At 45.4% G+C, this 25,186-nt stretch carries 21 protein-coding genes; 9 read left to right on the plus strand and 12 right to left on the minus strand.

Annotated features, from left to right (window positions below; all coding sequences use genetic code 11):
- Nucleotides 1-120: 120 nt before the first annotated feature.
- Nucleotides 121-255: a hypothetical protein gene (locus ABFV83_RS14210; RefSeq protein WP_349944689.1), complete on the minus strand. Its 135-nt coding sequence runs from the start codon at nucleotides 253-255 to the stop codon at nucleotides 121-123.
- Between the two features lie 313 nt (nucleotides 256-568).
- Between ABFV83_RS14210 and ABFV83_RS14215 the strand changes: the two genes are divergently transcribed.
- Entirely contained in the window at nucleotides 569-1,435 is an 867-nt protein-coding gene (locus ABFV83_RS14215; RefSeq protein ID WP_349944690.1) for a class I SAM-dependent methyltransferase, read from the plus strand.
- 7 nt (nucleotides 1,436-1,442) lie between these two features.
- On the opposite strand, the gene ABFV83_RS14220 is transcribed toward ABFV83_RS14215, so the two are convergent.
- Nucleotides 1,443-2,480, minus strand: a complete 1,038-nt coding sequence (locus ABFV83_RS14220; protein WP_349944691.1) for an acyltransferase — start codon at nucleotides 2,478-2,480, stop codon at nucleotides 1,443-1,445.
- Between the two features lie 377 nt (nucleotides 2,481-2,857).
- Between ABFV83_RS14220 and ABFV83_RS14225 the strand changes: the two genes are divergently transcribed.
- Nucleotides 2,858-4,159, plus strand: coding sequence for a S8 family peptidase (locus ABFV83_RS14225; protein ID WP_349944692.1), 1,302 nt, complete (start codon nucleotides 2,858-2,860; stop codon nucleotides 4,157-4,159).
- 229 nt (nucleotides 4,160-4,388) lie between these two features.
- On the opposite strand, the gene ABFV83_RS14230 is transcribed toward ABFV83_RS14225, so the two are convergent.
- The 5 genes from ABFV83_RS14230 to ABFV83_RS14250 all read right to left on the minus strand — a co-directional run bounded on the left by ABFV83_RS14230 (nucleotide 4,389) and on the right by ABFV83_RS14250 (nucleotide 10,716).
- Nucleotides 4,389-5,438, minus strand: a complete 1,050-nt coding sequence (locus ABFV83_RS14230; RefSeq protein WP_349944694.1) for a MupG family TIM beta-alpha barrel fold protein — start codon at nucleotides 5,436-5,438, stop codon at nucleotides 4,389-4,391.
- A complete protein-coding gene (locus tag ABFV83_RS14235; RefSeq protein WP_349944695.1) occupies nucleotides 5,439-6,869 on the minus strand; it encodes a PTS transporter subunit EIIC in 1,431 nt (476 codons plus the stop codon).
- Nucleotides 6,870-6,927: 58 nt separating this feature from the next.
- Nucleotides 6,928-7,821 (minus strand): N-acetylmuramic acid 6-phosphate etherase, encoded by an 894-nt coding sequence (gene murQ, locus ABFV83_RS14240; RefSeq protein ID WP_349944696.1) that lies wholly within the window; start codon nucleotides 7,819-7,821, stop codon nucleotides 6,928-6,930.
- Nucleotides 7,822-7,839: 18 nt separating this feature from the next.
- Nucleotides 7,840-8,724: a MurR/RpiR family transcriptional regulator gene (locus ABFV83_RS14245; protein WP_349944698.1), complete on the minus strand. Its 885-nt coding sequence runs from the start codon at nucleotides 8,722-8,724 to the stop codon at nucleotides 7,840-7,842.
- Between the two features lie 318 nt (nucleotides 8,725-9,042).
- Nucleotides 9,043-10,716, minus strand: coding sequence for a DUF5722 domain-containing protein (locus ABFV83_RS14250; protein WP_349944699.1), 1,674 nt, complete (start codon nucleotides 10,714-10,716; stop codon nucleotides 9,043-9,045).
- A 214-nt stretch (nucleotides 10,717-10,930) separates the two neighbouring features.
- Here ABFV83_RS14250 and ABFV83_RS14255 point away from each other — a divergent pair, with 214 nt between their 5' ends.
- The 6 genes from ABFV83_RS14255 (at nucleotide 10,931) to ABFV83_RS14280 (ending at nucleotide 16,223) form a co-directional block, all read left to right on the plus strand.
- On the plus strand, nucleotides 10,931-11,542 hold the full coding sequence (locus ABFV83_RS14255; protein WP_349944701.1) for a TetR/AcrR family transcriptional regulator: 612 nt from the start codon (nucleotides 10,931-10,933) through the stop codon (nucleotides 11,540-11,542).
- A gap of 90 nt (nucleotides 11,543-11,632) precedes the next feature.
- Nucleotides 11,633-13,384 (plus strand): ABC transporter ATP-binding protein, encoded by a 1,752-nt coding sequence (locus tag ABFV83_RS14260; RefSeq protein WP_349944702.1) that lies wholly within the window; start codon nucleotides 11,633-11,635, stop codon nucleotides 13,382-13,384.
- On the plus strand, nucleotides 13,381-15,168 hold the full coding sequence (locus ABFV83_RS14265; RefSeq protein ID WP_349944704.1) for an ABC transporter ATP-binding protein: 1,788 nt from the start codon (nucleotides 13,381-13,383) through the stop codon (nucleotides 15,166-15,168). Before ABFV83_RS14260 ends, ABFV83_RS14265 begins: the two co-directional genes overlap by 4 nt.
- The gene (locus ABFV83_RS14270) at nucleotides 15,165-15,386 is read left to right on the plus strand and encodes a hypothetical protein (RefSeq protein ID WP_349944706.1); all 222 of its coding nucleotides are present in this window, start codon (nucleotides 15,165-15,167) and stop codon (nucleotides 15,384-15,386) included. Before ABFV83_RS14265 ends, ABFV83_RS14270 begins: the two co-directional genes overlap by 4 nt.
- Complete coding sequence (locus ABFV83_RS14275) at nucleotides 15,377-15,643, plus strand: MATE family efflux transporter (protein ID WP_349944707.1); 267 nt, start codon at nucleotides 15,377-15,379, stop codon at nucleotides 15,641-15,643. The genes ABFV83_RS14270 and ABFV83_RS14275 overlap by 10 nt, the downstream gene beginning before the upstream one ends.
- Nucleotides 15,633-16,223, plus strand: coding sequence for a hypothetical protein (locus tag ABFV83_RS14280; protein WP_349944708.1), 591 nt, complete (start codon nucleotides 15,633-15,635; stop codon nucleotides 16,221-16,223). Before ABFV83_RS14275 ends, ABFV83_RS14280 begins: the two co-directional genes overlap by 11 nt.
- A gap of 142 nt (nucleotides 16,224-16,365) precedes the next feature.
- Here the strand turns inward: ABFV83_RS14280 and ABFV83_RS14285 are convergent, their stop codons facing one another.
- Both ABFV83_RS14285 and ABFV83_RS14290 read right to left on the minus strand, forming a co-directional pair.
- The gene (locus ABFV83_RS14285) at nucleotides 16,366-18,186 is read right to left on the minus strand and encodes an LTA synthase family protein (RefSeq protein ID WP_349948930.1); all 1,821 of its coding nucleotides are present in this window, start codon (nucleotides 18,184-18,186) and stop codon (nucleotides 16,366-16,368) included.
- A 260-nt stretch (nucleotides 18,187-18,446) separates the two neighbouring features.
- On the minus strand, nucleotides 18,447-20,432 hold the full coding sequence (locus tag ABFV83_RS14290; protein WP_349944709.1) for an alpha-amylase family glycosyl hydrolase: 1,986 nt from the start codon (nucleotides 20,430-20,432) through the stop codon (nucleotides 18,447-18,449).
- A 183-nt stretch (nucleotides 20,433-20,615) separates the two neighbouring features.
- On the opposite strand from ABFV83_RS14290, the gene ABFV83_RS14295 reads away from it, so the two are divergent.
- On the plus strand, nucleotides 20,616-21,641 hold the full coding sequence (locus ABFV83_RS14295; RefSeq protein WP_349944711.1) for a LacI family DNA-binding transcriptional regulator: 1,026 nt from the start codon (nucleotides 20,616-20,618) through the stop codon (nucleotides 21,639-21,641).
- Nucleotides 21,642-21,694: 53 nt separating this feature from the next.
- Here the strand turns inward: ABFV83_RS14295 and ABFV83_RS14300 are convergent, their stop codons facing one another.
- From ABFV83_RS14300 to ABFV83_RS14310, 3 genes are read right to left on the minus strand one after another with little or no spacing between them, the layout of a single operon-like run.
- Nucleotides 21,695-23,458, minus strand: coding sequence for a glycoside hydrolase family 13 protein (locus ABFV83_RS14300; protein WP_349944713.1), 1,764 nt, complete (start codon nucleotides 23,456-23,458; stop codon nucleotides 21,695-21,697).
- Complete coding sequence (locus tag ABFV83_RS14305) at nucleotides 23,455-24,300, minus strand: sugar ABC transporter permease (protein WP_349944715.1); 846 nt, start codon at nucleotides 24,298-24,300, stop codon at nucleotides 23,455-23,457. Before ABFV83_RS14305 ends, ABFV83_RS14300 begins: the two co-directional genes overlap by 4 nt.
- Nucleotides 24,297-25,184 (minus strand): sugar ABC transporter permease, encoded by an 888-nt coding sequence (locus tag ABFV83_RS14310; RefSeq protein WP_349944716.1) that lies wholly within the window; start codon nucleotides 25,182-25,184, stop codon nucleotides 24,297-24,299. Before ABFV83_RS14310 ends, ABFV83_RS14305 begins: the two co-directional genes overlap by 4 nt.
- Nucleotides 25,185-25,186 lie beyond the last annotated feature (2 nt).

Here is a 25,186-nt window from a genome sequence, read left to right on the forward strand (position 1 = left end):
ATTTACTGAGTTTCACATCAACTCGAAAAAAGAAATGCAAACTAATAGGACTGAGTCCTGTACAATACAGAATCCAGTCCCATAAAGCTGCTTAATGAAATGATGCCCTGCATAGAATCCTCAAACAAGAATTCTTTTTAAGCTAATTGCAGCGATTGTTACAGCCCCAGCTGCCACAGCATCTATTGCACCGGTTGCAGCAGCCCCGATTACAGCAATTATTAAAGCCGCTGCTCCAGCCCCAGTTACATCCATTGTTCCAGCCCCAGTTACATCGGTTGCAGCAGTTATTATTGATTCCCCAATTCCAGCCGCAGCCGCAGTTACCGGCAGTAAATCCTATATTAAAACAACACATAAATTTTACACCTCACAATTTGGAATTATACTATATTATATAGGACAAAAGACAAGGTGTGATTATAGCCCTTTTTCCATCGATTTTCCCGTACTTGACGCTCCCGGCTCTATCCAGTATAATCAAGGAAGTTCAAATTGCCTTTGGCTCATTGAACGGATCATTTGAGAAAACTACTATTAACTATTTATGGAAAGGGCGGCACCAATTATGTGGATTGCAGACGGCTGGAAAGATTATGAAGTGATAGACTGTTCAGAAGGAGAAAAGCTTGAGCGCTGGGGAAACTATCTCCTTGTTCGTCCTGACCCACAGGTTATCTGGTCCACTCCCAAGAAAGAAAAAGGCTGGAAGAAAATGAACGGCCACTATCACCGCAGCGTGAAGGGCGGAGGCGAGTGGGAGTTTTTCGATCTTCCGGAACAGTGGACAATCAGTTATAAGGATTTAACCTTTCAATTAAAGCCTTTCAGCTTTAAGCATACAGGACTCTTTCCGGAGCAGGCAGCCAACTGGGACTGGTTCAGTGAAAAAATAAAACAGGCCGGACGGCCTGTAAAAGTGCTGAACTTATTCGCCTACACCGGAGGTGCTACCCTGGCAGCGGCAAAGGCCGGAGCTTCTGTCACTCATGTTGATGCGTCCAAGGGAATGGTCGGCTGGGCCAAGGAAAATGCCCGCTCCTCCAATTTAGAATCCGCTTCCATCCGCTGGATCGTGGATGACTGCGTGAAATTCGTTGAAAGAGAGATCAGAAGGGGAAACCATTACGATGCGATCATTATGGATCCTCCTTCCTACGGAAGAGGGCCAAAGGGCGAAATCTGGAAAATAGAAGATGCCATACATCCTCTCGTTCATCTGTGCGCCCAGCTTTTATCCGAAAAACCACTGTTTTTCCTCATCAATTCCTATACCACAGGCTTGGCTCCTTCTGTATTAACCTATATGATATCCATTGAGGTGAAACAAAAATACGGCGGTGTTGTAGAGTCCGGGGAAATCGGGCTTCCAGTCACAAGCACCGGTCTTCTCCTGCCCTGCGGCGCATCCGGCAGATGGTCGGCAAACGCGTAAGACCCGTTTACCTTCCACCGTTTAACAGACACCACAGGCCCGGAAGGAAACGCCTTAACAACCGCCCTATCTGATAACTGAAGAAGACACAAAAAAGCGGCATGAGCAGAAACAGGCCAAACGGCACTGCAGAAACAGTCGGGAGCAGCAATGCTCCCGTTTTGTTCATCAGCCTCACCATGGCAAAGTGAGTTGCATAAAGGAAAAAGTTCTGCTTCATCCATTCCTTTGCCTCTATCAGATGCTTCTCCGGTACCATGAGCCATAATCCCACCGGAACAAGAAGCCGGAAACATACGTCAGAAGCTGCCATCTCCCCTTTGATATCTCCTGGAAAATCAACCCAGTATAGAAAAAAGGCTGCTATAAGAACCGCGGCACCTGCCTCAAGGTATTTTAAATTCCAGGGCCCTTCTACGATCTTTTTCCCATGAATGGCTGCAAAGGCCCCGAAAGAATAATAAAACAGGGCATCCAGATTCAAAAAAGGAAGCACCGCTCCCATATAGATTGCTGCCAAAATTCCCGCAAGAAATAAACAGCCCGTTTTCTTCCGCTTTACAATGATATAAATAAGGGGGGCCAGAAGGATCAGCTGGATCAGTTGGTTCAAATACCAGAATACATAATTATACTTATAATGAAGGACCGATTCAGCTGCCATGGTAATTGTAAAAGGCACTTTTCCCTTTCCTATGATATCAGAAAGCACCGGAATCCGGCTGCCGACGACATATCCAAGATAGTAAAGGAAATTCCATACAATATAGGGAACCAACACGCTCCGTATCCTGGAATTCCACTTTACCATGAGGCGGTCCAGAGTAAAGCCTCGAAAGAAAAGATAGGAGGAAATCAGGAAGAAGCCCGGTACGGCAATCTGCGCCACCGCGCCACCTAAAAACCGTTCCATCCAGTCTGTCTTATAGGCCAGCCTTGTGCTGCCTAAGAACAATACCGCATTGTAGGAGTGGACCCATATGACCAGAAAACTATATAGAAATGTAAACCATGTGATTTTATTTCGAAAATATTTTTCTTCCACGAAAGCCCTCCTCTCTGCATTTTTATATTTTATCACAGGACAAGAAGCTTTATCAAACTATTTTCACCAAAACGATTCTGATTGGTCAAATGAGGCATTACTACCAAAATAAGGAAAATTTTCAAAATTTTCACATGTTTTTCCACCCTACTGCGTAGGGTATATGGTATAATACACACGAAAGCAATGAGCAGTGCGAAACAGTCCATGACAAGATTTTCGTTGTGCCTGCACATAAGAAAATCTTGTCATGAACTGTTTCATAGGGCGAATGCCCGTGAGCTGGTAAAACCGCAGGTTTTACCAGCTGCACTGCGGACCTATGGCATAATAAAAACAATTTCAAAAATTGTTTTATATATAAGGAGATAGAAACCATGAAAAAAACAACTCGCGCTGCCTGTCTGATCCTAGCCCTCCTTCTCGCAGGCCTGCCCTTTATTAACAGCCCTGATCCCGGAAAAGCCCCCCAAAAGACCTTGACCAGCGCACTTCAAACATATTCTTCGGACAGCGGACAAGCCTTGCGGACTATGGCCCTTGGCCCGGGCCTTGTAAACTTATCCCCCTCGGATGAATTTTCCACTTACCAGTGGGGACTAAAAAATGACGGAGAATTCCACCTTATAGAGTTAAAATCCAGATTTAAATCCGTTGATAATATTTACGATGGGAGGAAATCAAAAGATGGCGCATTAAAGCCCGGCCCCGGAGATTATGAATCTACAGTAATCGGCGCTGTCACGGGAATTGATATTAACATACAGCCTGCATGGAAACTTTATGACCAGGCTGAAAACAAGCGTTCCGTTATTGTTGCCATTATCGATACCGGCATTGATATCAATCATCAGGAGCTTAAAGATGCCATATGGACCAATCCCGGCGAGATTGACGGGGATGGGATCGATAACAACGGCGACGGATATGTGGATGATATTCACGGTTGGAATTTTTATTCCGGAAACAACCAGGTCTTTACCGGCAGTGAGGACACCCATGGAACCCATGCGGCAGGAACCATCAGTGCTGCACGGGGAGCCTACGGCATTGCCGGAATCACGGATAATAATTACGTTAAGATCATGCCCTTAAAGGCCCTTGGAGGCGAAGACGGACTGGGATCCCCGGAGGCAGTAATCCAGGCTATCCATTATGCCGAAGCACATGGTGCTTCCATCTGCAATCTGAGCATGGGCACCACTGCTTACAGTGAAGAACTGGCCCTGACCATAAAAAATTCCAGGATGCTGTTTGTGGTTTCCTGCGGAAACGGCGGAATCTCCGGACTTGGATATGATACAGACATCTACCCTGTTTATCCGGCTTCCCTGCCTTATGACAACATCATTTCCGTGGCAAACCTCCTGTTTGACGGAAGCTTGGGCAAGGATTCCAACTATGGCGCAAACAGTGTTGATATAGCCGCCCCTGGCAGCTACATATTAAGTACTGTTCCAGGAAATGCCTATGGCTTTATGAGCGGCACTTCCATGGCAGCTCCCATGGTAACAGGCGTAGCCGCTATGCTCTATTCCTACCGGCAGGATATATCCCTGTCTGATGTAAAAAATATTCTTTTAAGCTCCAGCAGGAAGCTGGATACCCTGACAGGAAAAATGGTAAGCGGAGGCCTTTTAGATGCCCACGCCGCCCTGACATGGCAACATTCACGATAGCAATGAGCAGTGCGAAACAGGACAGGAAAAGATTTTCGTTGTGCTTGCACATAAGAAAATTTTTTCCTGTCCTGTTTCATAGGGCGAATGCCCGCGAGCCAGCGAATCTGCAGGATTCGCTGGCTGCACTGCGGACTTACGTCACACTGAACAATAAAAAAAGTCTGTACCCCCCAGCTTTCACCAATGGTTACAGACTTTTTTATTATAATTTTTTAAAGGAAAAGAATTATACCAACTTCACCCCAAGCCCCTTTTGAATAAAAGGCAGATATTTCATATGAGAATCATGTACCTGTCCTATGACATTTACCCTGACCTCACCAGGCAAATCAACTCTGGCAATTTCCAGTTCTCCCATATACCTTAAATAATGAGCATTGGACATGCAGACACTTCCCCGCTTCCTCACTTGTGACTGATTATCAGTATCAGGCTTAATATCCTGCCTATATTGTCTTGATTCCTGGGAACGAAAAACATATTTGCTGGAATCCGGCCTGTCATGATGAATAATATCCCTTACAAATTCACAGGAAGGAAGTATGTCCGCCTTAAGCTCCACATAATCGTGGCTTAAGCATTGAATATCCTTCCAGTCCTTTTCTTCCACATCCACATCGCCGATCAGAACCACATCGCAGGAACCTTCATAATAAAGCTCCAGCATGTTCAAAAGCACCTGGTCTTTCCTCTCCCGGTGTTCCTCCACCGTGGGAAGGCCTTCAAATAAGGGACCTCTAAGCTCCAGATTCCCAGGCACAAAAGCCATGGTAGTAAATCCAAGATATTGAAGCCTCTGATTCATTTCCCTAGTCCGTTTTAAGGACAGGGCCGTAAACTGCTTGGGATAAAAATTATGGCAGGCTGCAAATCTGGTAAAATCAGCCCCATACTTTTTCCACTCCAAAAGTTCCTCCTCCATAATGGTGGAGGCATTAAACACCACATGAAAATCCTTGGAAATCTCTACCGTTTCTTTTGCATCAAAGCCATAATCAAGGCGGACATGGGTGATCCCAAGCTCTTTCAGCTCTGCAATGCTTTCTGTTCCAAGCTTTTCAAGGGTCTCCGGGCCAACATCCACAATGAGATTTAACCCGCCTTCCCTGCACATGCCCAGGAGCTTTTGCACATCCGAACGGTAATCGACTCCTGTCTCCTCCGGAATGTGGAGTGAAGTAAATGCATACTTCACTCCGCTCTTTACCGCTTTTTTTATTAAGCGTTCATTTTTTTCCATTCCGTTTGAAAAATAGATTGAAATTCCTGTATTCATTTATTCTCCATATACCTCATTAATTCTGTCTTCATCCACTCCAAAGAAATAGGTTACCAGGAAGCCGCCTGCATAAGCAATGAGCATGGATAGTATATAGCCGATCTGCTGACCTGGCTGGACAATCAATAAGCCAAATAAACCGGATACTCCCTGAGATACGGTACCAAGGTGCATCAGTGCTGCAACAGCTCCTCCAAATCCTGAGCCAACACAAGCGGTAATAAAGGATTTGCCAAGAGGCAGGGTTACTGCATACATCATGGGCTCTCCGATTCCAAGAATCCCTACTGGTATAGAATCCCGGATATATCTCTTTAATTTTACATTTTTAGTCTTTACATACAATGCAATACCGGCACCCACCTGTCCGCCGCCTGCCATCATAAGGATGGGAAGGAGATAGTTGATTCCTTTTGTTGCTCCTTCCGGATCATTTAACAGGGCATGGATGGGGGTTAAGGCCTGATGTAAGCCTACCGCTACCAGCGGAAGGAAACCTGCTGATAAAATGTATCCGCCTACAACGCCCATTTTTTCATATACAAAATTTAAAACAGCAAAAATCACCTTTGTTAAACCTGCACCCAGAGGCTGGATTACCAGCAGTGCAACGATACCGCCGATGATAAGCACTAAAAGAGGGCTTACAAAGGTATCAATTAAGTCAGGCATACGTTTTCTGATATTCTTCTCAAGGAAGGCAAAAAACGCACCTGCGATCAAAGCTGCTAAAAGTCCGCCGGAAGCCGGATTAAATACCGTATTGGTTATAGGCAGAAGAATCTGGGCATCATTTACCTTTGCAAGCAGAGGCATACCCGGATTGGCAATGGACATGGCGCCTGCAATGGCTCCAAGAACTCCTGAACCGCCGAATTCCTTTGCCGCATTGTATCCAACCAGAATGGGCAGATAAGCAAACAGTGCCCAGCCCATAGTCCGGATGCATTGATACCACCATACTCCTGAAAAAGCTCCGCCTGTAGAAACATTAATAACATTACAGATACCATTAATTAAGCCTGCTGCAATGATGCCGGGAAGCAGTGCTACGAAAATATTGGAGATCTTCTTCAAAAATCTTTGTACCGGCTTATCATATTTCGCCTTCTGAAGAGCCTTGTTTTCCTTTGCAACCTCATTGATCCCCTGGTCCGGGCCATTCTCAGCCTGTCCCTTTGCAAGCCCTGTAAGCTTATAAAATTCATCTAATACCTTATTTACTTTCCCCGGTCCAAATACAATCTGGATCGTGTCACTTTCAACTACTCCAAGAACTCCCTCTACCTTTTTCACACCTTCAATATCTGCCTTGGATGTATCCCTTAAACCGACACGAAGCCTTGTCATGCAGGCAGCATTGGAAGTTATGTTCGCTTTTCCCCCAAGCAGAGTTAATAATTGTTCACTGATTTGCTTGTAATTCACGATTATCCTCCTTTTAAAATATAATGATGTTGCTTAAAATGCTTTTAAAACCCCTTTTTTATCTTAAAGCCTTTCGGATCTTTCCTCCGGCCTGCGATAACTTTTGTTTTGCATCCTCTGGATCACAGTCCAGCAAAATCATGGTAACAGCAGTTTTAACATGCCCTTCTGCCTGTTTTAATACCTTTTCGGCCTCTTCTCTGGTACAGCCTGTTGCGGCTATCACAATGTTCTGTGACCTGACCACCAGCTTTTCGTTGCTCTGCTTTACGTCAACCATGAGATTTTCATAGGCTTTTCCGATTCCAACCATGCTTCCCGTTGAAATCATATTGAGGATCATCTTTTGTGCTGTTCCTGCCTTTAATCTGGTTGATCCTGTCAATACCTCAGGTCCGGTCACCGGTTCAATGGCAAGTTTCGCTTTTTTCCCTACATCAGATCCTTTATTACATGCAATGGCTACGGTATGACAGCCTGTTCTATTCGCATAATCAAGGCCGTAGATTACGTAGGGCGTTCTGCCGGATGCCGCCAGGCCGATCACAATATCCTTTGAGGTAAGGCTGATTTCCTTTAAATCCGCCTCACATAAGGTCTCACTGTCCTCAGCTCCTTCTACCGCCTCTACAAAAGCTTTATCTCCCCCTGCAATCAGGCCTACTACCAGTTCTCTGGGGACACCGAAGGTAGGTGGACATTCTACCGCATCCAGTACTCCCAGACGTCCTGATGTTCCTGCACCAATGTATATGATACGGCCTCCTGCTTTTAAGCTGTCCGTCGCCCATTCAATTGCTGTGGCAATCTGGGGGAGGACTTCTTCTACGGCTTTTACGGCTCTTTCATCTTCCTGGTTCATAATGGCCGCAATTTGAAGTGGTGTCATTTCATCCAGGTTCATGGTATCCGGATTACGGGACTCTGTTGTCAGCACTGACAAATCAATCATGCTCTGTACTTCCTTTCCTTAATTATTGTCCATGCTTTCTGGACGTAGAGGTATCCCTGAAGGGGGTTTCTTCTGTATATAATTTTTAGTGAATTTACTCATACATACCTCATAATTTCTATTAACATAAGCAGTAAAAAAAATGTCTATTACATTTAATTGTGAAATACGGGAAGACATGGCGCCGCTTCTGTGTATCAGCTCTGTTGCCGCAACGGGAAGGACGAAATCAGCCTCCGAAGCAAGTTCTGATTCCACTGCCCTTGTTATGGCAATCACCTTTGCCCCATTTCCTTTTGCTTCTTTCACACATTGAAGTATTTCTTCCGTAAGTCCTGAATAGCTGATGGCAATGGCTAAGTCATCTTTTCTTAAATTTCTGGCAGCCAGCAGTTGTGTATGCCAGTCATCGCAGACATTGCACAGCACATCCGCCCGAAGGAGCTTTAAGTATAAATCTCTTGCCGCCAAAAGGGAGGTCCCCAGTCCAAATAAGGTAACACTTCTGCAGTTTTCCAGCAGCTTCACACATTCTATTACAACCTTAGGTTCAATAAGCTTTTGGGTAGTTTCCAATGATTCAATATTTTTCTTTGTGACCTTATAAATAATATCCTCTATGGAGTCTTCCCGTGTGATCTTCTGAAACGCAATTTTCCTGCTCTCCTGGAATAATGCCACCTCATAAGCAAGGGTATTCTGAAAATCCTTATATCCCTTACAGCCCAGCTTCTTGCAAAGTCTTACAACGGTTGCCGGAGAGGTATAAGTTTCTTTGGCAATCTCCTTAATACTCTTTCGAAGGACAGATTCAGGATTTTTATGCAGCCTTTTTATCAGCTCTTTTTCCGCTTCTCCAGCCTCCTGGAGATAGCTGTCAATTCTTACAAGTAGACCCTTCATGCATTTCTTCTCCTTTCTTTAAAGCCAGAAGAAATTTCACATATCTTTTACCTGATATCATTCTAGCTTTATTGCATTATTTTTTCAATATATCCAATGTTTTATGAAACTTTTTTTCATATTATGATGCTTTAAAAAGAAAAAGCAAGTTGGAAAGCGGATTGCGAATGTCCGCTTCCCCAGATAATTAAAACGCAAAATGGAGGCGGAAACATTCCGTTCCCACCTGTTTTTAATATGCAGAAACCGCCTTTAAAATAATTTTAAAGGCGGTTTCATGCTTAAAAAGCTAAATATTCGTTGCGCAATTTGCTATTATTATTTCTCCAGAGATCTCCACCGGAAATTTGGAACGACATCAGACCATTTCTCAATTCCTATGATGGATTTGGCGAATTCCGTTGATTCCAGCGTGTATTTCTTTTTATCAATATCCCTGAATACCTGCCAGATTTTACGGCGCCTTGTGGCTACAATGTCATCTCCCCGGTCCATGGAACATTCCCAAAGTCCGAAGGATAAGCCGCTCCTCACTTCCAGAGGGGCATCCACCTGACGGCTTAAGATATAAGCATCAATATAAGGATTGCTGTCAACCATGTAATAGGAATAAGCATAAGCGGCCGCCTGAATCTGAGCTACATTGCCTCTTGTCTGGCTTGTTGCCGTAAATCCCTGTTCTGTCAGAATGATGTGGCGCACATGGCCGGCAGGAGATTTTAAGGGATCCTGAGCCATGTAATCGGTCAATGTGGTTAAGTTTTTGAAGTTAATGACCGGAGAGTTGAAATCATTGGTGATCAATCCGGTCTGTTCATCATCCCAGAATTCCGGTTCTGTCATAGGACAAGGATAAGGATGATAGGATAACCCCCAATCCATCTGCCCCTGTTCATTGGCAATGGAATTAAAGGTATCTACAATTGCTCTTCCACCGTACTTCAGCTTATTATCGATTTCATTATTCCAGTTATAATCCAGGGAGTAATATACCCGGTCATTGGCACTGGTGCTCTTAATGGCTGTGTAGAAAATCCGGAACGCATCCTGGTAAGCCTGTACGTAGCTGTTAATATCCTTAGGCCCCATGTAATTCCACTGCTGGTTGTTGATCTCATTACCAATGATCCAGTTGGATATCTTTCCATGGTTTGGATTGGTACCATTGTACCGCTCCGCTAAGAAAGCGGCAATGGCTCTTGTCTGGTCCAGCCCTTCCTGGGTCGCCGGATTGAACATGTAATAAAATGCATTGGCATTTTTCTTTGTTCCCGGATAGATCAGATTCGGCTCGGCATCATTCCACCCATTTAAAATAATGGCTGTTACCGTCATTCCCTTGCCGGATAAAGCGCTGATCGTCTCATCATAGCTTGCGATGGCATTCTTATCAAAATGATAGGTCTTTCCATCGTACTGGTAATCAATTCCCTGGCCCAGGATCTGATGGAAAGAGATATTGGTGGCAACGTGCTTCACGCCTAATTCAAAAGCATCACCAAGCATGTTGAGCTGAATGTTTAAGCCCTTCTTGGTAAGAGGATCATTAAATGGCTGGGTATTTGCCGCAACCATTTCAGGGTTTGTAATATAATGAGGTTTGCTGATTTCAATATATTTTGTTCCATCCCAGACAGCAATGACGAATTTGCTGTAAAGTCTGTCCTGGTCCGTATTACGGTTTAATGGAAATGTAAAGGTAACCCTGCTTCCCGGTGCTGCAGAAGCCGCATAATCCGTTCTGCCGTCCAGATTGTTCTGGTAAGGCTGAAGCTCTACCAGGTAGAGAACGCCATCTGTTCCTGCCATATTCGCATTGCTTTCTGCCTGAACCGTCACGCTGTTCTTGTCAGAATTGACCAAACAGGACTGAATCGTTGCCTGTACACCGGCTGCGCCTACATCTGCCAGCGCAACAAAGGCAGAGGCACAGCATAAAAATGCAGCGGTAAAAAGTCCGGTCATGACCCTGCCTATATTTATTTCCTTCATCTTCGCATCCCTCCATGTTGTCTTAATCAGGTTCCATACAATAATAACCAATTTTCCTACTTTTTACAATAACGTTTTTATTACGTATTCGTAAAAAAACCGTAAGGACCAAAAAATCCGCATTGAATACTTGACAAATTAAATATCACCTGCTAAACTGATAATCACATTATCGATAATTCAATTATCAATTCTGTAACAGGAGGTAACATAGATGGCCAGACCTGATCATTCCATTGATCCCCGAATTCTAAACAGCGCTAAAAAGGTATTTTTAACACATGGGTTTCAGAACGCATCCTTAAAGGAAATCTGTGAGGATGCCGGTATCACTACCGGTGCCCTGTATAAGCGTTACAAAGGAAAAGAAGCCTTGTTTAACGCCGTAACGGCGGATACGGTTGCTGCACTTGATGACTTTTTAAAACAGCGATGCACTGTGGAGGCCGGATTGTTGTCTGATGAGGCACTGATAAAGGCATGGGATATGGACGAAGAATACATGTTGGGATATTTTCGATTCTTACAGGAATACCGCGACGGTTTTATTCTTCTCATAAAATGCGCAGAGGGAACGGCGTATTCCAACTTCCAGCACGACTGGGTTGAGAAAATGAGTGTAAAGACCTACGAGTATTTTCTGGAAACGCAAAAACGAGGACTGACCCACAGAAGCATCTCCATGGAAGAGCTGCATATCCTGCTTTCCGCATTCTGGACGACGATCTACGAGCCGTTTATCCACGACTTCACATGGGAACAGATAGAAGCCCATTCCAAACTCATCTGCGGTCTGTTTAACTGGTATCAGGTTTTGGGGTTTTAGCACCCTGCCTCCCCTCCCATGGAGGGGTTCCTATTTGCTCGTTAGTTAGTCAAAGCTAACTTACATAAAATCATAAAGGAGGTAACGATCTTGTTTCAAAAAGTACTGGAATATGCCGGTGATTACCGCAAAACAACCTACGGGGCCATTGCCGCCATGCTGGTTGGCATGGTCATGAACGTACTGCCGTTTTGGTTCATTTACCAAATCATCCGTCCGCTGCTGATGGGGGAAAATATGACGGCAGCGTATGTTGCCTGGCGCATTGCCGCCATCGCAGCCTGTGGACTGATGTATGCCGTGTTCTATCTCTGGGGCCTTTCCCTCTCCCACCTTTCAGCCTATAATACGTTGAAAAATCTGCGCATCTCCCTGCAGAGCAGGCTGGAGAAGCAGCCCCTGGGTGCTATTCAGGAAAAAGGCGTCGGCACCATCAAAAAAATGTTTATTGACGACATTGAGACCATTGAGCTGCTGCTGGCCCACGCTCTCCCTGAGGGGATTGCCAACCTGGCCATCCCGGCACTGGTATTCGCCGGAATGTTCCTTGTAGATCCCAAGCTGGCACTTCTGGCCCTGTGCTCCCTGCCACTTGGAATGATCGCCATGATGGTGATGTACCGGATCGGCATGAAAGACATGGGCAATTACTATGGGGCGGCGCAAAAGATGAACAATACCATTGTGGAGTATATCAATGGCATGGAAGTCGTCAAGGTGTTCAACCGTGACGGCGAATCTTACCACCGGTTCGAAGGGGACGTAAAAAGCTACCGGGATTTCACCCTGGCATGGTATAAGGCCTGCTGGCCCTGGATGGCACTTTATTCCAGTCTTGTTCCCTGTGTGGCACTTTTTGTCCTGCCTGTGGGTTCCTATTTTGTCATTCAGGGGTATTCAACGCTGCCGGATCTGGCACTGGTTTTGTGCATGTCCTTCGGGGTGGGGGGACCGCTTCTAAAGGCCCTTAGCTTTATGTCTACCCTGCCTCAGATCAATCATAAGATCTCCGGCCTGGAGCAGATGATGAACACGCCGCCGCTTAAACAGTCCGACAAGCCCTTTTCCGGAAAGAATCATGGAGTGCAGTTTGAGGATGTGCGGTTCGCTTACAAAGATACCCAGGTACTGCACGGCATCACACTGGATGTGCCGGAGGGCACTCTGACCGCGCTGGTAGGGGAATCGGGCGGCGGCAAGTCCACCCTTGCCAAGCTGCTGGTGCATTTTTACGATGTAACAGGAGGTTCGGTCAAAATAGGCGGGCAGGACATACGCAGCATGAGCCTGGAAGCACTTAACGACCAGATCTCTTATGTTGCCCAGGAGCAGTTTTTGTTCAACATCAGTCTGCTGGAAAATATCCGCCTCGGCAAGCCGGAAGCAACGGATGCTCAGGTAATGGAAGCAGCAGAAAAAGCACAATGCGGTGAATTTCTGGCCCGGTTTGAAAAGGGCATTCACACCATGGCAGGCGATGGCGGAAAGCAGCTTTCCGGCGGTGAACGCCAGCGTATCTCCCTTGCCCGCGCCATTTTAAAAAACGCGCCCATCATTGTTCTCGATGAAGCCACGGCCTTTATGGATCCGGAAAATGAGGAAAAGATGAATGAAGCCATTGCCCAGGTCATCCAGGGGAAAACCGTCATTGTTATCGCCCACCGCCTCCACTCCATTATGGATGCGGATCAGATTTGTGTTATGGATTCCGGTAAGCTGGCTGCCGCCGGAACCCATGAGGAGCTGCTTAAGAGCTGCCCCGCCTATCAAAAGCTATGGCAGGCCGCTGAAGGCAGCGCCCAGTGGACAGTCAGCACGGCGAAAGGAGGAAATGTACAATGATCGCTTTAATGAGACGCATTCTGGCTGTTTCCGGGGATTATCAGGGCAGGATCAAACTGGCCTTAGTATTTTCCTTTTTTAAATCAATTCTGGCAAAGGCTCCCATTGGCTTTGCATTTTTTACCCTGGCCTCCTTTTATCACGGTACGGCGACGGCAGAAATGTGCCTGCGGATCGGTTTTGCCTTGGCCGCCTGCCTGTTGGTGCAAATGCTGTTCCATCACATTGCCGACCGTCTGCAGTCGGCGGCAGGCTTCCTGTTGTTTGCAGAGAAGCGCATGGAACTGGGCAGGCATCTGCGCAAAATGCCTATGGGGTATTTTACCGAGGGCAATATCGGAAAAATCAGCTCGGTACTTTCCACGGACATGGTATTTATCGAGGAAAACTGCATGACAGTTCTGGCGGATATGATGAGTTATATATTCGCACAGGGCATTATGCTCCTGTTTATGCTGTTGTTCAATGTATGGCTTGGACTTGCGGCCATTGGGGTTGTGGTGATTCTGCTTCTCACGGCAAGGGGGCTGGAAAAAGAGGCTCTGGCAGATTCCGCCATCCGCCAGGAACAAAGTGAAAACCTGACCGAAGCCGTTCTCGACTTCACCGAGGGAATCGGAATCATCAAAGCCTATAATCTGATGGGCGAAAAGTCAAAGGCGCTCTCCGACAACTTCCGTGAGACCTGCCGTACCAGCATTGCATTTGAAGAAAACCACGCCCCCTGGCAGCGCCGGCTGAATATCCTCTATGGGTTCGGTGCAGCCGCCATTATCACCCTTTCCATGTACTTAAATTCCCGTGGTCTGCTGGATGTGACCTTCCTCGTTGGCATCATGCTCTTTGTATTCGATCTGTTCGGTCCTTTGAAGGCGCTGTACGGCCAAAGTGCGCGGCTCACTGTCATGAACAGCTGTATGGATCGCATTGAAGCGGTATTTCGGGAACCGGAACTGCCGGACAATGGTACAGACATCATCCCGGAAGCCGGAGATATTCCTGAGGTACAGTTTCAGCATGTCAGCTTTGCCTATGGGGAGAAAGAGGTGCTGCATGACATCTCCTTTGACTTATCAAAAAATCAGATGCTGGCGCTGGTGGGCCCATCCGGCGGCGGAAAATCCACCATCGCAAGCCTCCTGACCCGATTTTGGGACGTTAATTCCGGCAAGGTTCTGATTCGCGGCAAGGATGTGAGGGAAGTGAGCTTAAGCGAACTGATGGATCATATCAGCATGGTGTTCCAGCGGGTATACCTGTTTCAGGACACAATCTACAACAATATCAGCATGGGGCGGCCTGCTGCCAGCCGGGATGAAGTGATTGAGGCGGCAAAAAAGGCCAGGTGCTACGACTTTATTATGGCACTGCCCCTTGGCTTTGACACCGTGGTGGGCCAGGGCGGTGCAACCCTTTCCGGTGGTGAAAAGCAGCGCATCTCCATTGCCCGCTGCATTTTAAAGGACGCCCCCATTGTAATTCTGGATGAAGCCACCGCCAGTGTCGATGCGGACAACGAAAGTTACATCCAGCAAGCCATCAGTGAGCTGTGCGCAGGAAAGACCCTGTTAGTGATCGCCCACCGGCTGAATACTATCCGCCATGCCGACAAGATACTGGTGATCTCGGACGGCCGTATTGCACAGCAGGGAACCCATGAAGAGCTGATACAAAAAGGCGGCATCTACAAAAACTTTGTAACAGCCCGGGAGAATAACAGGGGGTGGAGCAGGAGAAATTCACATATATGCATTCAAAAGATTGGCAGAGAGGAATTATCATGAGTGACGCAATCAAAGAAAAACAAAAACAATTTATTCTGACCGGAGAGCTGTGGAACGTTATGGCCCAGCTTTCATGGCCGGCGGTAGTGGCAATGGTGCTTTATGGATTTAATACCATACTGGATGCCATTTTTGTAGGGCAATTTGTAGGCGATGTTGCCGTTGCTGGAGTTTCCCTGGCTTATCCCTCATATGCGCTGTCCTATACATGCTCATAGCCTTTACTTTTGCAAAACCCCTCATTGCCATGATGGGCGGAACGGGCGAGGCTCTTGCCTATGGCGTCAGCTATTTCAGAATCTGCACTGTGGGCGCTTTCTTCTGGATTTATGGGCTTGCAGGCAATATGATCATCCGCGCTGAGGGCAGGATGAAAACAGCGGCATGGATGATGGGCACGGGTCTTGTGGTAAACGCCATCCTCAACTACATTTTTATGGGGATTTTTGATATGGGCGTGGAGGGTGCAGCCTAAGGAAATCACAACCTCTGTTTTGCGCCTTGGCATGTCCTCGCTAATCATGTCGTTCATGTCTCTGATTCAGGGCCTGGTGGTGTTCAATGCTCTGGCACGTTACGGCACAACGGCGGATGTGGCTTTTTACGGGGTGGTTTACCGGGTGTTCCAATTCCTGCTTACGCCCATCTTCGGACTGATGCGCGCCCTGATCCTGACGCTGCCCTTCTGGCTTGCCTCACTTGTTGTACCAGGTCCGATTCTTGGCATGATGCTTAAAGAACAGGTATTTACAGGCGCTCACTTCCTGTATTTCAGGGTGTATATGGTGATTCTTCCTGCCTTATCCTTTATTTTCATGGCCATGACCTTATTCCCGTCCATTGACAAGGGCAAGCCAGCAATGATTATAGGTTTGGCAAGGCAGTTTGTGTTCTACATACCGGTGATGGTGCTGCTGCCAAGGTGGATTGGCGTGAGTGGCGTATATTACGGTTCCCTGGCGATCGACGCCGTAATCGTCCTGTGGACGATAATTATGGTGAAGAAGGAATTTAACCGCTTAAGGCACAGGCCGGCAATGGAAGCCGCCACCTGAAGCGGCCACCCAAAATATATAGAATTACTGCAAAAAAACAGTCATTAAGAAGCACTTCTATTCTAAAAGGCGGATGGGGCATTATTTATACTGCCCTATCCGCCTTAATTATCTGATTTTTCCGGTGACAATCCACCCTGGTTTATTTATCGGTTTCCAGGGAAAACATTTCCTTACACTTTTTCCCATCAAAAATGTGGTTATACACCAGATATTCATAGTTCATGATCAAGTCCCTGTACGGACTTTCCGGATCCCGCAAAGCCTCCCAGGAATAGTAGGTTCCTTCTTTATTAAAGCAGCCGATGGGGTGTACCACTGGAAAGGTCTCTTCCATTGTCAGCAGAAACTGCTGATAAGGCGTCATATTGACTCTGGCTCTCTTTAACAGCTCTGAGGAGAGATAAATAGCCCCCATTTCCCCTTTTTCCTCTGCCTGTGTTTCATAATTAGTCCAGATCATAAACGGGGTCTGGTACCACATCAGCCGGTCCTTATTCTTCACAAGATTGCTGGGTGTCCCTGAAATATCATCAAAAAATTCATCTTCCACACTGGGCTGATGATCCCCAAAAAGAACGATCATGGTAGGCTCCTGGCTTTTCTCAAAATAAGAGATCAAATATTCCAGCGCTTCATCCGACCGTTTCATAAGAGATAAATACTGATCAGCCTTAGGATATTTTCCCTTCAGCCTTCCGGTCAGCCATACTTCCTGGTCAAAATTATCATACAGGGTTTCATAGCCTCCATGGTTCTGCATGGTCACATTAAAAAGGAACAGCTTATCCTCCGGATTCTCCTTGGATTCCACCTTTTCTATCAGCTTTTCGTAATCTGCCCGGTCACTGACATAGTTTCTAAGCATCTCACTGCCTTCATAATCTTCTATATCTAAAAATTCATCAATCCCCATGTTCCGGTAGCACTCCTGACGATTCCAGTTTTCTTTTGGATAAGGGTGCATGGCAACTGTCTCATAGCCCTGAGATTTTAAAGTACTCACAAGGCTATATGTATTAGGCTTCACATTAAACTGGTAAGCAATACTGTTAGCCGGAAGCAGGGAAATAGAATCTCCCGTAAGAAATTCAAACTCAGAGTTGCTGGTCAAAGAGCCGAATACAGGAACGCTAAGGCTCCCCTTCACCGTATTTTCCTTCAAACTGTTTAAAAAAGGAAAATATTCCTGGTTTGTTTCAAATTCTCCTGCTACTTTTAAATCGGAAAAGCTTTCATTCATAATGCATATAATATTGACCGGCGTTGTATTGCCTTCTCCCTCTACGTCTACATCTCCGGCAGAAGCCAGAAGAACCTGATTGTCCGCTATCACAGAATCATAAATCTGCTTTACTTTTGAAAAGCTGTAGCCCTTCGGCTTTTTCTTCACCGCATAATTAAATGAAACAGCCGTTGAAAGCACATATCCGTATTCCTGATAGGTCTCACCTACCTCCCACATATTGATTTCAAGACCTTTGTTTGGGATTAAGCAGGTATAAAACCATAAAATAAAGCTTAAGACAACACCTGTACTTCCCCCGGCAAAAACCAGACGTTTGTTCCTGCCCTTTACCCTTTTAGGGAATATCAGGGCAAAGATGCAGATTGCCTGGACTCCCAGACAGGCAAGGTACATTTCTTCCGTCAAAACAAATTCATAATTTCCTGCCACACTCATGGCGGTACGCAGAGCCAAAACGTCCCAGATCATGATGGGCCTTCCACGAAAACCTGCAACCAGATATTCTGCTACGGATACAGCATACAGAAAAACTGCTGTCAGAGGGATCCCTATTCTGGTGCTTCCGCTGACAGCAAAAGCAGTAAGATACAGCAGGTAGATCCAGCCTATGTTTAAAACAGCCATGGACATGGGGATTGTCGGCAAATTGCCGGTCACATATTCAAACAGAATATAAGATGCGCAGGGAATCAAAAGCATGATGACAGTGGTCATAAATATCCCTGCAGTTTTACACCACTTAAATAGCCGTTCTCTTATCACTTAAAACATCCTCTTTTTCCTAATTTAGAATGATTTAATGGTACCACAAAGTGGCCTGGCCAGCAATATACAAATTATGACACAATTCCCTTTTATTGAACCATATTTACTGCCTGCCCTCCAGGGTACCGGTGTAGTTGTCATCTCTGCTACGCCAAAAGCAGCGCCCTCGTCCTGTTAAGATGAGGCGCTGCTTTTAGCGATCAAATCATTTACCAATCAAATGTTACCTGACCTGCACCCGCCTGCGGAACGGTATAGGTATGGTTATTTCCCCCTTGCCAGATCACCTTTCCTGATCCGTCTTTCTTGATTGCCTTAAACTCTATGGCCGTTCCTGGCATAAGGCTGACCGTAAGGGTCCATGCAGGATAATTCGGACAGGCTGCCGGGCCTGCTCCTGCAGCCGGGTTCCAATTTCCAAGTTCTGCACAGTTTCCGGCAATATAGATGTTTTCTCCCCAATTTGTCTTTGCATGATTCACTGTAAATGTAACCGGAATCATTGTCTGTGCATTTTCATCTACCTTATAAATCTTAGAATTATTTCCGGTAAGTGAAATTGTAATCTTTCGGTCTTGGGTTACCGTAATCTTATCATTTGGATTCATCACATTTACCAGTGTGGTTCCTGCCGCAATACTGCTTTCTGCCCTCAGGGACATAGTTGTGCTTTCTGTCCCTTCCGCATTGTGGAAGGCGCATATCAGCTCCTGTCCTTTGTCCTCACCTGAATCTACCCGTCTGGAAAAAGCATACGTGTGCATCGACGTCCACATTTCTCTCTGAGTTCCATCTGCCAACGCCCGATACCGGCTCCTTAAATCATTCAATTTGGCTATTAACTGATAAGTATCGGTTGAGGTGTTAAAATAGTCATGAAGCACATTCCCGTTCCCATCCTTTGTTACCATAGACCAACGATTCCAGGTATCTGCAATCCCACTGATCACCTGGCCATTTGCATTCCCCCGGTTCTGCTCTGTTCCCTGGAATACAACCGGGACTCCCCGTGCTGTGAATAAGAAGGTCAATGCATTATGAAGCTTATCCTTATTTCCCCCAGCCTCTGTCAGGAACCGGTTCCTGTCATGATTATCGATGAATGTCACCATGTCATTTACATGGGAACCATACAATTCATCCTGATCAAGAATGGCCTGAATGGATATCTCTGAAGTATTGTTGAAATTCTTTCCATAGGCGAAATCATTGACAATGGCCTGAAAGAGCGGAAAATCAAGCATGCCTGTTTCCGCATTCGCACCAACCCAATCCTTCACGAAATCGACATGCATATCAAAGTTTTCTCCAAAGGTTGCCACACTTAAATACTCCTGCAGTTCGTGGATGTCCGATGGCTTCATACACTTTGCCGCATCGACCCTGGCTGCATCTGCACCTGTATAGGTAAACCAGTTCTTTATGGAATCAAATACTGCTGTCTTTGCTTCTGCATTGTCAAAATCGATGTCATCTAAACCTCCAAGGTCGTGATCTTCCAGCATCCGGGTACTTGAAGGGGTATGTGGATGTTCCAGATCCCAATTAATATCGCCATTATTATGATACCACTGGATATTATTAAATGGTGCAGCGGGCTGTACCTGTGAGCCTGGTTTTAGTCCTGTATTCGTAATATAATGTGCACTGCTTCCGGTTCCCTGCAAATAGTCGCCTACGTGGTTAGGAACAATGTCAAAAATGACCTTAATACCATTCTCGTGGCAAACATCTACCAGTTCTTTTAGCTTTTCCTTACTTTCTTCCGGGTCTTCCGCTCCGAAATACCGGCTTGCCCGGTTGGGATCATACATATTATACCCATGATATGCAGTGGGCCATTGCCTGCCATTGGAATCAGGGACACTCCATAGCTGAGGATCCGTTACCGGAGAAATCCAGATAGCGGTATACCCCATATCCTTGATATAGGATATCTTATCAATAATCCCCTGCCAGTCACCGCCATGCATATACCTGAAATCATCCTGTGAGTTCTCAGCATAACGGAAGGCCTCTCCGGTTGCATTATTTGATGCATCACCGTCATAAAAGCGGTCTACCATGATCTGATAAATCGATTCTCCCCGCAGGCTGTCCGCCGCCGAGGCAGTTACCGGAGGGATTACCGATAAGGATACAACTGCACACAGTGCAGCAGCCCATATTCTTTTTAACACTCTTTGCAATTTCATACATTCATTCCTTTTTTCAAAATTATATTATTCTATGAATTACTAAATACCGATATTTGTATCATAATTATAACAATTTATTTGTGTAAAACAAACTTTTTTTATACAATTTGCTTGATTTTTTTAGGTAAACGTTATACCATAAATGGCATAAAGCTTAAAAAGAAGAAAGTAGAGAGTTGTATGTCTATCACAATTAAGGATGTGGCAAATGAGGCAGGTGTTTCGATTGCAACTGTGTCAAAAGTAATCAATAACAGGCCTTCCATATCAGAAGCTACAAGGCAGCATGTTCTTCAGGTCATGGAGCATCTAAATTACCGGCCCAATGCACAGGCCAGCAATTTTGCAAGAAAGAGATCTGAAAATATTATTTTTCTTGCCGTCACAGAAGCGCATACCCCTTACCATAACCCCCATATGTTTGAAATTCTCTGTGGTGCACAGAGCAAAATCAGGGAAAAGAAATACAATTTCAGTTTTATCGGTTCCCCGAATAAAGAAATTGCTTACAAAGAAGTGGAAGAGATTATTGGCAGAAAAGCAGCCGATGGACTTTTGATCCATGGTTCCACTACGTCACGTCCTCTTGCCTCCCTGCTTACCAATACCGGCTTCCCCCACGTAATCATCGGCAGGCCCCCTTTTTCCAACACCACCTGCTGGATTGACATCAACAACCATGTCTCCGGGGAGATGGCAACAAAACACTTAAATAACTGCGGCTACTCAAAGATTGCCTTTATCGGCGGCCCGGCTGATGATGAGATATCCAGACACCGCCTGAAGGCCTTTGTTTCTTCCATGAATATCAACGGCTTTTCGGTACCTGACTCTTTTATCAAATATGGAACCTACAGCAAAGCAAGCGGTTTCGCCATGATGGAGGAGATTCTCCGGGGGGATCATCTTCCTGATGCGGTAATCTGCGAATACAATCAGATTGCCATGGGGGCTGTCAGTGCCATTAAAAAACGCGGACTGTCAATCCCTGAGGATATTGGGGTAATTACCTTTGATGATTACCCATTATCCCAATTAATTGACCCTCCGCTGACAGTGGTAGACATTGATGTACATGAAATGGGACGGTATGCTGCTTCTATATTATTAAAGAAAATCAAAAACCCGGCATTGCAGATTCAGTCTTTTGCCATACTTCCATCGCTGATTGTCCGTTCTTCCACGCGAAATCAGAAAACAATTTAAAATACCCTGGTTCTGCTTCCATACTTTCAGCAGCACCAGGGACTTAAAACCTCTTATTGCGTCCGACAGATAAGGTATCCATTTTCTTTCAAAACTCCTTGTCCGTATCCTTTTTCCATCAGCACCTTCCCATTCCCAAACTCTGGTATTTCTTTATCGAGCCCGGCATTTATAATAACCATGATTTCCTTTTCCTTATTTTTCCGGCAAAACGCAAATGCCCCATCCCCAATCATGTGCCACAGCGGCCGGTAATCCGTTGATATATCAATGTAATCCTTTCGAAGCCGAATCAGCTTTTCTATGAATTCACAGAAATTTTCCTTTTCCTCCCAGATCATTGCCTGCCGGTATTCTGACTCTGTTGCCCCCATCAGTCCCTGCTCATCCCCATAAAACAGGCTGGGCACGCCCGGCATCAGCATTAGCAGAATACATGCCTGTTTCCATCTGTCCGTATCTCCCCGGCACAGGGACAAAAAGCGCGGCACATCATGACTGTCCAAAAGGTTCAGCTGCCCATTTACGATATTGGTGGGGTATCTAAGCCGCAACTGTTCAAATTGATAAGCAGCAGCCATTGCATCAGGGGCATCTGATGTAAGGTATTCCCTGCAGATCCGGCGGAAGTCGTAATTCATGACCGAATCAAAAGCATCCCCCCGTAACCAGGTCTCAGCATTTTCCCATACTTCGCCGATCAATACTGCCTCCGGGTTTTCTTTTTTTACCGCAGACCGGAATTGTCTCCAGAAATTCCGGTCAACCTCATTTGCCACATCCAAGCGCCAGCCGTCCACATGGTATTCTTTTATCCAGTAGACACCTACATCTGCAAAATACATCTGCACAGTCTGCTCTCCCGTATTAAGTTTGGGCATTTTCCTTTCGTAGGCAAAACAGGTGTATTCCGGTATTGTATCGGGAGTTTCCGGCTTCCTTACCGGAAATTCCAGGTTGTAAAACCATTTGCAGTAACGGGATTCTTTTCCCTTTGCAATTACATCTTCAAATGCAAAGAAATTCCAGCTGCAGTGGTTGAATACCCCATCGATAACGATTTTCATTCCCCTTCTGTGGAGTTCTTCCACAAGCTCCCTAAACTCTTCTTCCGTTCCCATACAGGGATCGATATGATAATAATCCATCACATCGTATTTATGGTATTCTCCTCCCACAAAAATCGGATTCAGGTAAATACATGTAAATCCCATTTTCTGTATATAATCAAGGTTTTCGGTGATCCCTTTGATGGTTCCTCCAAGCCTCCCACGGCATGCCCTTCCATCCTCCAGATACTGTATCTTCTTTTCCTTACACAAGAACCTTTTCTCACTTGCAAAGCTGTCCGGGAAAATATTATAAACCACCGCTGTCTTAAACCAGTTTGGAACATCCGGTATTTCTTCCCTTAAAATAAACGGATACTGATAATATTCGCTTCTCCCGTCCACAAGCTTCCCATCCACATAAAAATCCGGCAGGCTTTGTGTAAACCGGTCTGCATAATAGTAAATCCACTCCTGCCCTTTCACCAGCTTAAAATAATAACAGATCCGGCTGTAAGAAGATTCTACCTTTGCTTCGAAGTATTCAAAATACTCATCTTCTGCACAAACCTGCATTGGAATCTCTTGAAATTCAATGGGGGTCTTCCTGCAGACACGGTCTGCATAGTATAAAAGGCACTTGGACAAATCCTTCTTTTTTGCCCTGATGCGGATGATCAGACTGCATTCCGACTCTGCAAACGCATACTGAGATAAGGGGATATGTAACACTGCCCCACGGTCTATTTTTTCTTCTGTACCAATCATCCTTTCACACCTCCTGCTGTCAGTCCCGATATCATATACTTTTGAATGCAAAAGAAGACAATCAGAAGTGGAATCGAAACCAGTATCGCTGCCGCCGAAAACAGCGGCCAGCTTGTACTGTAATCATTAGACTGCAGCTGATACAGTCCGGCTGCCAATGTATAGTTGCTTTGATTCATCATAAATGTAGTGGAGAACAAATATTCATTCCATACAAAAATCAACACCATCACTGCCGTCACAATGATGGCAGGTCTTGCAAGGGGAAGCACCACCTTAAGCAATATCTGGTTCCCGCTCGCTCCATCGATCCGTGCTGCTTCTTCAATTTCCACCGGTATGGTGTCAAAATATCCTTTCATATTCCAGATACCGAAGATACACATGCTGCCCGCATACGCAATAATCAGACCCACGTAAGAATTTAACAGATGAAAGGTCTTGAACAGACGGAATATGGCAAACATGGACAATATCTGGGGAAATGCATTTAGTATCAGTAACATCTTCAATACTCCATTCCTTCCCTTAAAACGATATCTGGAAAATGCATAAGCAGCAGTGATGGCGGTCCCCATGGCAACCACCATCGTCCCACCGCTTAAGATAGCTGAGTTTTTGATCCATAACATAAATGGTTCATCCAGTAAAATGGCAGAATAATTTCTAAACATCACCTCTTTTGGCCAAAACAAAAGCCCGGAACCAAGTGCGGCGTTCCCGTTGCTCAAAGAAAGGGAAACCGCATACAGAATCGGAATCAATGCAACAATGCAGATAACGGTAAACAGTACATTTAAGGCAGTAAGTCCCACCACATGTCTTATTTTCTTTATACTCATGGCTCCTCCTTAATTCCCCGGTTCATAAATAATGAAAAGATAATAATAAAGCCGAAAACAACAATGGAAACTGCCGAGGAAAGTCCATAATTATTTGATACAAAGGCATTTTGATGTACGTAAGTAATAATCGTCTGAAAGGTGGATCCTGACAAAGCCCCCTTCTGCATCGTCAACAAGTATACAATATCAAATTGTTTAAATGTCGTAAATGTTGTCATGATAATCGCGGGAACCAGCATTGGCTTTATTGCCGGAACCGTAATATACCGGTTTTGCTTCCAGAATCCAGCTCCATCAAGCTTTGCGCTTTCATAATAGCTCCTGTCTACACTCTGCAGCGCCCCGTCCATCATCATGATCATAAACGGCAGCGCCATCCAGAGATTCAATACCATACAGGAAATAAAAGCCTGGATATTGCCCGCCAGGAAATTTATTTTTCCAACTCCCATTGCCGCCAATATCTTATTAAAGAACCCGAATTCCGTATTGAACATCCCCACCCGCCATAATAATATGGAAACATATGCAGGCATTGCCCACGGAAACATCAGCAGGGTTTTATAAACCCTGGCAAGTTTAAGCCCTTTGGCATTTAACCCAAGTGCAATGAAAAAAGCCACGCCAACCTGTATCACTATATTCAAAACAGTCCAGATAATCGTTGCCATAAGTGCGCTTAAGAACCCATAATCCACCTTCAGCAAAGCCCGCCTGAAATTCTCCAGCCCGATCAGATGGTAGTTATCCCAATGGTACATATTCATGTTGGTCAGCGATATGTATCCTGTATACAGGATTGGAAAAATCACAATCACCCCCACTAAAACCAACCCTGGCAGGATGTACAGCCATGGGAGAAATTTATGTCTGCTCTTCATTC

Origin of the sequence: Lacrimispora sp. BS-2 (assembly GCF_040207125.1) — a bacterium.
Lineage (GTDB): Bacteria > Bacillota > Clostridia > Lachnospirales > Lachnospiraceae > Lacrimispora.